The 12659-nt window shown below is 51.0% G+C and carries 9 protein-coding genes; 5 read left to right on the plus strand and 4 right to left on the minus strand.

Annotated elements, in window-relative coordinates:
- The first annotated feature begins 17 nt into the window (after window positions 1–17).
- Window positions 18–4232: a DNA-directed RNA polymerase subunit beta' gene (gene rpoC / locus C9I99_RS21920; RefSeq protein WP_107350969.1), complete on the plus strand. Its 4215-nt coding sequence runs from the start codon at window positions 18–20 to the stop codon at window positions 4230–4232.
- A gap of 238 nt (window positions 4233–4470) precedes the next feature.
- Here rpoC and rsd read toward each other — a convergent pair whose 3' ends face one another.
- On the minus strand, window positions 4471–4959 hold the full coding sequence (gene rsd / locus C9I99_RS21925) for a sigma D regulator (RefSeq protein ID WP_208113454.1): 489 nt from the start codon (window positions 4957–4959) through the stop codon (window positions 4471–4473).
- A 149-nt stretch (window positions 4960–5108) separates the two neighbouring features.
- Between rsd and nudC the strand changes: the two genes are divergently transcribed.
- Window positions 5109–5885 (plus strand): NAD(+) diphosphatase, encoded by a 777-nt coding sequence (gene nudC, locus C9I99_RS21930; protein WP_107350971.1) that lies wholly within the window; start codon window positions 5109–5111, stop codon window positions 5883–5885.
- Between the two features lie 227 nt (window positions 5886–6112).
- Window positions 6113–7180, plus strand: coding sequence for a uroporphyrinogen decarboxylase (hemE, locus tag C9I99_RS21935; RefSeq protein ID WP_107350972.1), 1068 nt, complete (start codon window positions 6113–6115; stop codon window positions 7178–7180).
- A 143-nt stretch (window positions 7181–7323) separates the two neighbouring features.
- Here the strand turns inward: hemE and C9I99_RS21940 are convergent, their stop codons facing one another.
- Window positions 7324–7938 (minus strand): uracil-DNA glycosylase family protein, encoded by a 615-nt coding sequence (locus C9I99_RS21940; protein WP_107350973.1) that lies wholly within the window; start codon window positions 7936–7938, stop codon window positions 7324–7326.
- A 27-nt stretch (window positions 7939–7965) separates the two neighbouring features.
- Window positions 7966–8877, minus strand: a complete 912-nt coding sequence (locus tag C9I99_RS21945; RefSeq protein WP_107350974.1) for a D-2-hydroxyacid dehydrogenase — start codon at window positions 8875–8877, stop codon at window positions 7966–7968.
- 103 nt (window positions 8878–8980) lie between these two features.
- On the opposite strand from C9I99_RS21945, the gene C9I99_RS21950 reads away from it, so the two are divergent.
- Both C9I99_RS21950 and brnQ read left to right on the plus strand, forming a co-directional pair.
- Window positions 8981–9568 carry a YjaG family protein gene (locus C9I99_RS21950; protein WP_107350975.1) on the plus strand — a complete coding sequence of 196 codons (588 nt, stop codon included), beginning with the start codon at window positions 8981–8983 and terminating at the stop codon, window positions 9566–9568.
- A gap of 514 nt (window positions 9569–10082) precedes the next feature.
- Window positions 10083–11390 carry a branched-chain amino acid transport system II carrier protein gene (gene brnQ, locus C9I99_RS21960; RefSeq protein ID WP_107350977.1) on the plus strand — a complete coding sequence of 436 codons (1308 nt, stop codon included), beginning with the start codon at window positions 10083–10085 and terminating at the stop codon, window positions 11388–11390.
- A 75-nt stretch (window positions 11391–11465) separates the two neighbouring features.
- On the opposite strand, the gene C9I99_RS21965 is transcribed toward brnQ, so the two are convergent.
- A complete protein-coding gene (locus C9I99_RS21965) occupies window positions 11466–12521 on the minus strand; it encodes a CNNM domain-containing protein (protein WP_107350978.1) in 1056 nt (351 codons plus the stop codon).
- Window positions 12522–12659: the final 138 nt, after the last annotated feature.

The raw sequence follows: 12659 nt of genomic DNA on the forward strand, positions 1-12659 counted from the left end.
CCTCACAGGAGCCGAATGTGAAAGACTTACTTAAGTTTCTGAAAGCACAACACAAGACTGAAGAATTTGACGCGATCAAAATCGGTCTTGCTTCACCAGACATGATCCGTTCATGGTCTTTCGGTGAAGTGAAAAAACCAGAAACCATCAACTACCGTACTTTTAAGCCTGAGCGTGACGGTCTTTTCTGTGCACGTATCTTTGGCCCGGTAAAAGACTACGAGTGTCTTTGTGGCAAGTACAAGCGCCTGAAGCACCGTGGTGTTATCTGTGAAAAATGTGGCGTAGAAGTAACTCAGACTAAAGTGCGTCGTGAGCGCATGGGTCACATTGAGCTAGCTTCTCCAGTTGCCCACATCTGGTTCCTTAAGTCACTGCCATCTCGTATCGGTCTGTTAATGGACATGCCGCTACGTGATATCGAGCGTGTACTTTACTTTGAATCTTACGTGGTAATCGAACCTGGTATGACCAACCTTGAGCGTAGCCAGCTGCTGTCTGAAGAACAGTACCTGGATGCACTTGAAGAGTGGGGCGATGAGTTCGACGCGAAGATGGGTGCTGAAGCCGTTCAGGCACTTCTGGCCAATATGGACCTGAATGCTGAAATCGAGCTGATGCGCGAAGAGCTAGAAGAAACTAACTCTGAAACCAAGCGTAAGAAGCTAACCAAGCGTCTTAAGCTGGTAGAAGCATTCCTACAGTCAGGTAACAACCCAGAGTGGATGATCCTGTCTGTACTGCCAGTACTACCGCCGGATCTTCGTCCGCTGGTACCGCTAGATGGTGGCCGTTTCGCAACGTCGGATCTGAACGATCTGTACCGTCGCGTAATCAACCGTAACAACCGTCTTAAGCGTCTACTGGACCTAGCAGCTCCTGACATTATCGTACGTAATGAAAAACGTATGCTTCAGGAGTCTGTTGATGCATTGCTAGATAACGGTCGCCGTGGCCGCGCTATCACTGGTTCGAACAAGCGTCCTCTGAAATCTTTGGCTGATATGATCAAAGGTAAGCAGGGTCGTTTCCGTCAGAACCTACTTGGTAAGCGTGTTGACTACTCTGGTCGTTCTGTTATCACCGTAGGTCCATACCTACGCCTGCACCAGTGTGGTCTTCCTAAGAAGATGGCACTTGAGCTATTCAAGCCATTTATCTACGGCAAGCTAGAGACTCGTGGTCTTGCGACAACGATCAAAGCGGCTAAGAAGATGGTAGAGCGCGAAGAAGCTGTTGTTTGGGATATCCTAGACGAAGTGATCCGCGAACACCCAGTAATGCTTAACCGTGCACCAACACTGCACCGTCTAGGTATTCAGGCATTTGAACCAGTACTAATCGAAGGTAAAGCGATTCAGCTTCACCCACTAGTGTGTGCGGCATATAACGCCGACTTCGATGGTGACCAGATGGCGGTACACGTACCTCTAACACTGGAAGCACAGCTTGAAGCACGTGCACTGATGATGTCGACGAACAACATCCTATCACCAGCATCTGGTGATCCAATCATCGTACCTTCTCAGGACGTTGTATTGGGTCTTTACTACATGACTCGTGAGAAGATTAACGCTAAAGGCGAAGGCATGTACCTTGCTGGTCCTGCTGAAGCTGAAAAAGCATACCGTACAGGTAATGCTGAGCTGCACGCTCGCGTTAAAGTTCGTATTACTGAGCACAAAGCCGATGAGCAAGGTAACCTTGTTCCTGTAACTGAGCTGGTTGATACGACTGTTGGTCGTGCAATGCTATGGACTATCGTACCGAAAGGTCTGCCATACAGCCTAGTTAACACTGAAGCTTTGGGTAAGAAGCAGATCTCTAAACTGCTTAACACGTGTTACCGTGAACTGGGCATGAAAGACACTGTTGTCTTCGCTGACCAGATCATGTACACAGGTTTTGCTTATGCAGCACTATCTGGTGTGTCTGTTGGTATCGACGATATGGTTGTACCAGAAGCGAAATACACCAAGATCGCTGAAGCTGAAGCAGAAGTTGCTGAAATTCAAGAACAGTTCCAGTCAGGTCTTGTTACTGCTGGCGAACGTTACAACAAAGTTATCGATATCTGGGCAACGGCGAACGAGCAAGTTGCTAAAGCGATGATGGATAACCTGTCTTTCGATACTGTTATTAACCGTGACGGTGAAGAAGAGCAGCAGAAATCGTTCAACAGCGTATACATGATGGCCGACTCAGGTGCTCGTGGTTCCGCCGCACAGATTCGTCAGTTGGCGGGTATGCGTGGTCTGATGGCTAAGCCGGATGGCTCAATCATCGAAACACCGATCACCGCGAACTTCCGTGAAGGTCTGAACGTACTCCAGTACTTCATCTCTACTCACGGTGCTCGTAAGGGTCTTGCCGATACCGCACTTAAGACAGCGAACTCCGGTTACCTAACGCGTCGTCTAGTAGACGTTGCGCAGGATGTTGTTATCACAGCAGATGACTGTGGTACGCATGCAGGTATCACTATGATGCCTCTAGTCGAAGGTGGTGATGTTAAAGAGCAGCTGGGTGATCGTGTTCTTGGTCGTGTTGTTGCAGAAGACGTTATCAAGCCGGGTACTGAAGAAGTTCTTGCTCCGCGTAACACCCTTCTTGATGAGAAGTGGTGTGACATCCTGGAAGAGAACTCTGTTGATCAGGTAAAAGTTCGTTCTGTTGTAACCTGTGAGAATGACTTCGGTTGCTGTAAGTTCTGTTACGGTCGTGACCTAGCACGTGGCCACTTGGTGAACACGGGTGAAGCAGTCGGTGTTGTTGCCGCTCAGTCAATCGGTGAGCCGGGTACACAGCTTACGATGCGTACGTTCCACATCGGTGGTGCCGCATCTGCAGCCGCAGCTGAAAACAGCATCCAGGTTAAGAACAACGGTTCGATGAAACTGCATAATGCCAAGTTTGTTACTAACAACGAAGGCAAGCTAGTTATCACTTCTCGTGCCTCAGAAATGAGCGTTATCGATGAGTTTGGTCGTACCAAAGAGAACTACAAACTGCCATACGGTTCGCACCTAACTAAAGGTGATGCTGCGGAAGTTAAAGCTGGCGAAGTTATCGCTAACTGGGACCCGCACACAATGCCAATCATCACTGAAGTGGCAGGTCGTATCCAGTTTGTTGACTTGATTGATGGCGTAACAGTTTCTCGTCAGACTGATGAGCTAACGGGTCTGTCTATGATCACTGTACTTGACGCTGCAGAGCGTACCGGTGCAGGTAAAGACATGCGTCCAACGGTTAAGCTAGTTGATGAAAACGGCCACGATGTAATGATCGCCGGTACTGAAGTACCAGCTCAATACTTCCTGCCGGGTAAAGCCATCATCCAGCTAGAAGACGGCGCAATGGTTGGTATCGGTGATACGCTAGCACGTATCCCGCAGGCATCTGGCGGTACGAAAGATATCACCGGTGGTCTACCACGAGTTGCTGACCTTTTCGAAGCACGTAAGCCGAAAGAGCCTGCAATTCTTGCTGAAATCACGGGTCTGGTTTCGTTCGGTAAAGAAACTAAAGGCAAACGTCGCCTAATCATCACACCTGCTGAAGGCAACGCATACGAAGAAATGGTACCTAAGTGGCGCCAGTTGAACGTATTCGAAGGTGAGAAGGTTGAGAAAGGTGATGTTATCGCCGATGGTCCAGAGGCTCCGCACGATATTCTACGTCTACGTGGTGTACACGCAGTTGCAGAATACATCGTTAACGAGGTTCAGGAAGTTTACCGTCTACAGGGCGTTAAGATTAACGATAAGCACATCGAGACAATCATTCGTCAGATGCTGCGTAAAGTTACTATCGTGTCTTCAGGTGACTCTGAGTTCCTACCTGGTGAGCAGGTTGAATTCTCTCGTGTAACGATTACTAACCGTAAGCTTGAAGCTGAAGGCAAGTTGGCAGCAACGTTTGAGCGTGACCTACTGGGTATCACCAAGGCATCGTTGGCAACTGAGTCGTTCATCTCAGCGGCATCGTTCCAGGAAACGACTCGCGTACTAACAGAAGCTGCGGTTTCTGGTAAGCGTGATGAACTACGTGGCCTGAAAGAGAACGTAATCGTTGGTCGTCTGATCCCTGCTGGTACCGGTTTCGCGTACCACCAGAACCGTCAGCGTCAGCGTGATGCAGAGCTAGAGCCAGTTGCACCTCAGGTAGATGCAGAGCAGGCATCGCAAGATCTTGCAGCACTACTGAATGCCGGCCTAAGCGACGACTAATCGTTAGCTAACGCATTGATTAAAAGGGTACCTTCGGGTGCCCTTTTTTATTGCTTTTTTTCAGGCTCAATACCTAACAATGGCGGACGACCCATCGCGTCGTAGGCATGATGATAAGCGGGGAGAACAGGGGGAGGACCGTATCGTCTTTGCAGGATGTGAGAATAAGGCGTATAAAAGTATAACCAGCCTAATAAAAGCATCAGGCTGGTGGCAGGTGAGGACTGGTGTGACGTCGCTAGGCCCCTGGTGGGCAGGCTAAGCTGTCACTGATCAATTCGATCAACTTATCTTCAAGGGCAAAGCGGATTTCTATCAGCTCGCCAGTGGTCGAAAGATCGGTATCGAAATCAGGCAGCTCGTCACCTTCATCCATATCGGTATATTTATCGCTGAAGTTCAGCAATGGATCCGTAGTCTGGGTGATTTGTGCGTAAAGCAGAGAAATTTCTTCTGTGGGTGAATACCCCGTCGCATTCCAACGCTCCATGACCATATCATAGATTTTGAAATGACCTTCGGAGATATAGTCGACCAGTTGCTGGCTGAAAAGTTGGAGTTGGGAAGCGGTAGGGAGCTGGCGGTTGTTACTCTCGAACGGGGGAAGTCCGGCTAGTTTACAGTAATCAATTAGCAGCTGTTGCCGAGACATCAGCCAGTGGTCGATGACGTCACTGGTGCCACCCCATTGTTTTTGTACGTGCTCGAATTTACTCAACATGACCATGCCCTCATGATCTACAGTACCGAGACAGGGTACTGGAAACAATACCTGTTAATCTCTTAAAAAAGAGAACCTTGAATTACGGATCCGTTTCCGTATTAACTTTAGATTGCCAGTAAAAACGATACCCTGCAAGGATGGATGTGACGTTGATGTTAAAAAAACGAGAAAAAGGCTATTGGTGCATAGTCAAAAACCGCCAGCTCTACCTTGAAGATCAACAACTTCCCTTCAAGGAGCCGGCTGAGGTCGGGTTTGATCTCGAACGCGTGGTGGAAGTGGGCCGATACCAAGGTGTTCCTGTCTATTGGCTGGAAGCGCCTGAGCAGACAGATGAATCAGAATTTGAAAGTTTGCGGGCCCTGTTGGCTATCGGGGAGGAGCTATTTAACCTGGCCAGCCGTGCTATACAATTATCGTATATGCTGCATTCTCAGCGTTTTTGTCCTCAGTGCGGTACAGAGTGTCAATTTATTAAGGCAGAGCTTGCGATGGTCTGTCAGGGCTGTCACAGCCACCATTACCCGAGGTTATCGCCTTGTGTCATTGTTGCTGTGCGTAAACAAGATAAGATCTTGCTGGCGCAGCACCCGCGCCATAAAACCGGGATGTATACGGTGATCGCAGGCTTTGTCGAGGCCGGTGAGACGCTGGAGCAGTGTGTCGCAAGAGAAGTGCTGGAAGAAACAGGAATTGATGTGACCAACATCCGCTACTTTGGCAGCCAGCCATGGGCGTTCCCGTCTAACCTGATGATGGGGTTCTTGGCTGATCACCATAGCGGGGAGCTCAAGCCTGACTACGCCGAGCTGAGCGATGCGGTCTGGGCATCTGCCGACGATTTGCCGGAATTAGCGCCACCGGGCACGATTGCCAGAGCGTTGATTGACCAAACGTTGGTATTGATGGCGGGGAGCCACTCCGAATAGCATAAAAAAACCCTCCGTGAGGAGGGGTAAGGTGCAGTTATTTTGCCTCTATGAGCAAAGTCATTGTTATTATTGCTAGCGCGCAGGTTTTGTACCACGAGAGCCTACAGCGTCGCAAATCTGGTGACCAAATTGTTACTATAAACTTGATCCGGTTAACAAATGGCCTCTTTTGTTGACCGCCGGGAGTGATACAATACCCGCATATTAAATCCTTGGAGTCCCAAATGAGCGAACTAAAGAATGACCGCTACCTTCGCGCTTTATTGAAGCAGCCAGTCGATTGCACCCCAGTATGGATGATGCGTCAGGCTGGACGCTACCTACCGGAATATCGTGCAACTCGAAGCGTAGCCGGTGACTTCATGTCGCTATGTAAAAATGCTGAGCTTGCCAGTGAGGTGACACTACAGCCTCTGCGCCGTTTCCCATTGGATGCGGCGATTTTGTTCTCAGATATCCTGACTATCCCTGATGCGATGGGATTGGGACTGTACTTTGAAGCGGGCGAAGGGCCGAAATTCGAACGCCCAATTACCTGTAAAGCTGATGTCGACAAGATCGGCCTGCCGGATCCGGAAGGTGAACTGCAGTATGTTATGAATGCTGTGCGCCAGATCCGCAAAGATCTGCAAGGTGAAGTGCCGCTGATCGGTTTTTCGGGCAGCCCATGGACATTGGCTACCTACATGGTTGAAGGTGGTAGCTCAAAAGCGTTCACCAAAATCAAAAAGATGATGTACGCCGAGCCGCAAACACTGCACCTGTTGCTAGATAAGCTGGCAGACAGCGTGATTGAGTACCTGAACGCGCAAATCAAGGCGGGTGCCCAGTCGGTTATGGTATTCGACACATGGGGTGGTGTATTGACACCGCGTGACTACAACGAGTTCTCGCTGCGCTACATGCACAAGATTGTCGATGGCCTGATCCGTGAAAACGAAGGCCGTCGTGTACCGGTTACCTTGTTCACCAAAAACGGTGGTATGTGGCTTGAGCAAATCGCAGCAACGGGCTGCGATGCCGTTGGCCTAGACTGGACCATCAACATTGCCGATGCCAAGAAGCGTATTGGCGATAAAGTGGCACTGCAGGGCAACATGGATCCATCCATGCTATACGCCCAACCAGAGCGCATCCGTCAGGAAGTGGCGACCATCCTGGAAGGCTTCGGCGATGGCGGTACCGGCCACGTGTTCAACCTTGGCCACGGGATCCACCTGGATGTGCCGCCAGAAAACGCGGGTGTGTTTGTTGAAGCGGTGCATGAGCTATCAAAGCCGTACCATAAGTAATGCAGGTACGAGATCCTAGGTAACTTGTTCCTAGGAAGTGCAATAAGAGCCCATACAGCTTGCTGTGTGGGCTTTTTTACATCCTGTATTTCATAGCTCATAGCTCATAGCTCATAGCTCATAGCTCTTCCAAGAGCTCGCCTCTAGGTACTCGGATCTCGCTTTGCGAGATGCTGGTGGACGTAGTCGCGGATATACGGTACCACCTCTTCTTCAAACCATGGGTTCTTCTTCAGCCACAGGGTGTTCCTCGCTGAGGGGTGCGGCATCGGGATGAATTCAGGTGCCCAGTTACGCCACGCTTTTACCGTTTCAGTGAGCGTCTTTGGTTTGTCTTTTAAGTAGCGTTGCTGGGCATACTGACCGACCAGCAGGGTCATCCCGATATTGGGCAGCAATGGCCACACCTGCGGGTGCCATTGCGGTGCGCATTCTGGGCGGGGCGGCAGATCACCGGATTTTCCGCGGCCGGGGTAGCACAGCCCCATCGGCATGATGGCGATGCGCTCTGGGTTGTAAAAGGTATCACGATCAAGTTCTAACCAACGCCGGAGGCGATCACCACTCGGATCGTTCCACGGGATCCCGGTTTCATGCACCTTGGTACCCGGCGCTTGGCCGATAATCATCAAGCGGGCACTGCTGGCAGCCTGAATCACAGGTCGTGGCCCAAGAGGGAGATGATCCTGGCAGATCTTGCACTGGCTGATCTGATCGAGCAGGTTGCCAAGATGTTGCTGGTCGGCTTTTGGGCTCATATTGTCTCCCAGACTTCCTTAATTGAATTAATAGCCACGTTGAAAGTTGATGGCATAGCGCAGTGGTTGGCGTTTGAGCCAGCGCTGGACATTATCGCGAAAGATAGCCATGACCTGATGGGGAAAACTTTCAGCGGCAATATGCGGGGTGACGGTGATCTTCGGGTGCGGCCAGAATGGATGGCCATTCGGCAGTGGTTCTTGTTTGAATACATCAAGGAAGGCGTGTTCGATAGCCCCCGACTCAAGTGCATGGAGTAAACCGGTCTCGCAAATCGCATTACCGCGCCCGACATTAAAAAGTAGGGCATGACGGCAAGAGCTCAAGCTGCTGGCATTAAGCAAATCATCGGTGGCGGAGGTGGCTGGCAAGGTCGAGACCAGCACGTCAGCCTGTGCCAGTGCCTCGTGTAGCTTGGCTAAGGGGACGATAGCAGAGAAGGCCGGCTCTTGTGCCTGGCCGGAGCGATTAACCCCGATGATATTGAGTCCCAGCGCTTTCGCTGATCGGGCGAGGTGACTGCCGATACTGCCAGTGCCCAGTATTACCATCGTTTGGCTGGCAATGGTGTGATAGGGGTAGGGCTGCCAGTGGTTGGTGTGCTGCTGGGTTTGGTACGTTGTGAAATGGCGCTGGTGGGCGATAGTCAGTCCAAGTACGTACTCACTGATCAGCTGGCCGAAGCAATCACGAATATTGGTGAGGGTGTAATCTTGGCGCAAATGCGGCGGTGTCAGGGCATCGATACCGGCAAAAGTGGATTGGATCCACTCAAGGGCCGGAAACTGCTCTAGCCGTGGGGCCACCTTGGGAGGATCGGCTAGCAAGATCGTTGCCTCATCCGGTTGTTGGGTAAGCGTTATACCCGGCAGCGGCTGGTCGGCCAGCATGGCTTCATAGGCTTGCTGTTGGCGGGAAACAATCATCAGTTTATGCATGTCAGCTCCTTTGTGGTAGCACAGTGTTATCCACCGTCCATGTATTGCAGTAGCAGGGGGATACAAGTAAGATCCGGGGCAAATCACAATTGCGGATTATCCCATGCTAAAGAATCCAGTTCAGCTCCGTTTAGAAAAATTAGAACCATGGCAACACATTACCTTTATGGTGTCACTGTGTGAACGAATGTATCCCAACTATGCGTTCTTCTGTCAGCAAACGGAGTTCGCGGATGAGCAGAAGTACCGTTCGATTCTGGACAGCATCTGGGAAATTTTGACGGTAAAAACGGCCAAGATTAACTTTGAAAAGCAGCTAGAGAAGCTTGAAGAGTTGGTACCAAATGCTGAAGACTTTGATCTCTATGCCGTCAATCCCGCGATTGATGCCTGTGCCGCGCTGGCTGATCTGCTTCATGCTATGCTCGATCGTGATTTGATGCTGGAAACACTGGCCAAGCTGAGTTCGCTGTCAGCTGAAACCGTTGCCGATCTTGAGTTTGCTCAGACGGGTATCGAAGTCACAGACGAGAACCAGAAAGAAAACGAAGCGGTGTGTGCCGAGTGGGATATGCAGTGGGCGATTTTCCGCGCGTTGAAAGAAGCTGAGCGTCGTGACATCGAATTGATCAAAGACTTACGCCAAGAGTTGCGTGACGAGCCGGTTAGCAATATTGGTATCGAGCTGTAAGTGACTCAACCTTGATTTTCAAAAGGGCCCATCAGGGCCCTTTTTTGTCTCTGATGTTTAGGGTGAATGGGGCTTTGTCAGTCAGTAAAGGGAAGGGCTGTTGGTAGATGTAACCGGACTGTGAAGTTTTAAGTTCCACCCGGTAGGCTTGATTTTGGTTTTTTATTCTGGGTTTCGGTTTTACTGTAATCTATCTTACTTATTTTGTTTTTCTGCTTGTGCTGTCTGACTCCTGCCGTTTATAACAAAGGTATCGCGGAAAACACCTTGGTTTTCCATCTTTTTACCTGTCATTAGGACGAGTTATGCCTGTATCAGCTATCAATACTGCTGTTTACTGCAATGGTATTAAAGCCATTACGGCTAGCCTGCTCCTCCTGCTCTCTCTGGGTCTTATCCAGGGCTGACAGGCCGTACCTAATTTTTCTGTCAGCTTGAAGCGAAGCTGACAGGTCAATATTCCCTCCCGAATTATCCTTCGTTTCCTTCAAAGCCGATGCTGAAGAGGACAACTATGCTAAGTGTACGCAATATCGCCGCCTTGGGTTTTATGACTTTCGCCATGTATCTTGGCGCCGGCAATCTGATCTTTCCCCCGTATCTTGGCCAGCAGGCTGGTGAATACTTCGCGGCCGGCATGACCGGGTTCTTGTTGACCGGTGTTGGTCTGCCTGCGTTGGCATTGGTCATGGTGGCTTTGGTCAACGGGTCCGACAACCTGACTGCAGCACTGCCCAAGCCCCTAGCCACAAGCTTTTGGATCATGGTGTTTATCGTGATCGGTCCGGCTTTCGTGATCCCGCGGGCTATCACCGTGGCCTACCAGTTCAGTTTCGCCCCGTTTGCCGGCAACGCCGCGCTGATGCCGTTCACCGCAATATTCTGCCTTGCCGCTATCTTGTTTGCCCTGTATCCCGGCAAATTGGTTGATACCTTGGGTAAGTGGCTGACCCCTATGCTGATGGTGATCTTGTCGGTGATGGCTGTGACGGCTTTCATCTCGCCAGGTGGTGAGGTACTGGCCGCTTCTGGCCCTTATCAGGACAAAGCCTTTGCCGAGGGCTTGACCCAGGGTTACATGACCATGGACGCCCTGGGCTCGATTGGCTTCGGCTGGATCATTTTCCGTGCTATTCGTGAAATGGGGGTGGAATGCCCAAAGGCCACGGCGAAATACACCTTGATGGCTGCATTGATGTACGCCGTGGCCATGGCTTTGGTGTATTTGTCCTTAGCCTATATTGGCTCGACCAGTGCCAGCCTTGGCTCCTCGTTCAGCAATGGCGGCGAGATCTTGACTGCTTTCACCTTGGCTCATTTTGGTACCCTGGGCAGCATGCTGCTTGGCACCGTGATGATACTGGCCTGCCTGACAACCGCCATTGGGGTGACGACCGCTGGCAGTGAGTTTTATAGCCGAACGTTCCAGCCTGTCACCTACAAACGCAGTGTCTGGGTAACGATGCTGGTCGCCGGGCTGGTGGCCAGTCTTGGCTTGGATCAGCTATTGGCAATCACCTTGCCGGTTGTGGTCGCACTTCACCCGGTAGCCATTGCCTTGTTGCTGGTTGCGCCTGTACGCCGCCAATTGACGACCGGCCCCGTGATGGCTGCTGTAGCCACGGCATTAGGCTTTGGTGGTGTGGATGCTGTGCATATTCTTGGCAAAATGCCTGAAGGCGTTGATGCTTGGTTGGCGCAGTATTTACCGCTGTATAGCGACTATGCCGGGTGGGTGATACCCTGTGTGGTTGTTATTGCCTTAGGCTTGGTGGGGAACCGATTGACCCGAGCCGGCGCAGACGTTGCGCTACAGCCATAACCTAGCGGGTGTGCTTTCTGGCGAGGCCATAAAATAAAAAAGGGGCCAGCTGGCCCCTCTTGTCGACAAATGTGATTACTCGTCGTCTTTGCTTTCGATCACCCCGTGGGTTTTCTTCCACTTTTCCCAGCGCTGGTAAGCCAGTTGCTGCATGTCGGTATTCTTGTCAGCTTCATCGACAATCTCTTCACCGACCAGGTGTTCGAAGATATCTTCCATGGTCACCAGGCCTTGGACGGTACCGTATTCATCGACGACCAACACCAGCTGGGAGCGCTCTTTCATTAGCTGCTCGAAGGCTTTTGGCACGCTGGAGTTGTTCATGATCACCGGCAGCGGACGCATCAGGGTGCCGAGCTCTTTCTGGCCTCGGCCAGCTTGGCTTTCGGCAAACAGCTCAAGGCGGTGAACAAAGCCTAGGATGTTGTCTTTCTGCTCGCTATACACCAGAGGGCGTGAAAACGGGCTGTCTTTGTGCTGCGACAGGAACTCGTTGATCGGCTGTTCGGCATCGATGCGGAACAGTACCGGACGTGGGGTCATGATCTTGGTCACGTTGACATCACGGAACTGAAGCAGGTTGGTCATGATCTTTGACTCACCTTCTGCCAGCTCACCAGATTCTTTGGCCAACATGGCCATTGCTGAAAGCTCGTCACGCATTTTAGGCGCTTCATGGCCGCGGGACAGGCGTCGGGTGATTTGCTCCGAGACCCATACGAACGGTGTTAGGGCCCAGACCATCCAGCGTAGGGTAGATGCTGATGCTGGCGCTAGCTGGCGCCAGTAGGTTGCACCGATAGTCTTAGGAATGATTTCGGAGAATAGCAAAATACCTATTGTCAGCACGCCGGAGAACAGGCCCAGCCATTGGCTACCGAATACCACGGCGGCCTGAGCACCGGCCGTTGCCGCACCGATGGTGTGGGCAATGGTATTAAGGGTCAGGATCGAAGCCAGTGGGCGGTCGATATTGTCTTTGAGGGCCGCGAGGCGATCGGCCGCAGGATGACCTTGCTGGCGCAGGGTACCAATATAACTTGGGGAGATGCTGAGGAGAACAGCTTCCAGTACTGAACAAATAAACGAAACACCAATCGCAACAGCGATGTAAATCGTAAGGAGTATCATGCTTACCTTAGTAACAATTAACGGGATAACGCCTATATTAATCGGTGTTGAAGCGAATAAATACAACTATTTCAGCCAGCATATTGGTAACATTTTGTGAACTTGCGCTCAGTTTGTGGTTAAAGAGTCCGCACCTAA

Origin of the sequence: Photobacterium lutimaris (assembly GCF_003025555.1) — a bacterium.
In the GTDB taxonomy this organism is placed as follows: domain Bacteria; phylum Pseudomonadota; class Gammaproteobacteria; order Enterobacterales; family Vibrionaceae; genus Photobacterium; species Photobacterium lutimaris.

Coding starts and splice junctions, on each gene's coding strand:
- rsd (WP_208113454.1), bottom strand. CDS start 4,959: ATGGTCATGTTGAGTAAATTCGAGCACGTACAAAAACAATGGGGTGGC.
- nudC (WP_107350971.1), top strand. CDS start 5,109: ATGTTAAAAAAACGAGAAAAAGGCTATTGGTGCATAGTCAAAAACCGC.
- hemE (WP_107350972.1), top strand. CDS start 6,113: ATGAGCGAACTAAAGAATGACCGCTACCTTCGCGCTTTATTGAAGCAG.
- C9I99_RS21940 (WP_107350973.1), bottom strand. CDS start 7,938: ATGAGCCCAAAAGCCGACCAGCAACATCTTGGCAACCTGCTCGATCAG.
- C9I99_RS21945 (WP_107350974.1), bottom strand. CDS start 8,877: ATGCATAAACTGATGATTGTTTCCCGCCAACAGCAAGCCTATGAAGCC.
- C9I99_RS21950 (WP_107350975.1), top strand. CDS start 8,981: ATGCTAAAGAATCCAGTTCAGCTCCGTTTAGAAAAATTAGAACCATGG.
- brnQ (WP_107350977.1), top strand. CDS start 10,083: ATGCTAAGTGTACGCAATATCGCCGCCTTGGGTTTTATGACTTTCGCC.
- C9I99_RS21965 (WP_107350978.1), bottom strand. CDS start 12,521: ATGATACTCCTTACGATTTACATCGCTGTTGCGATTGGTGTTTCGTTT.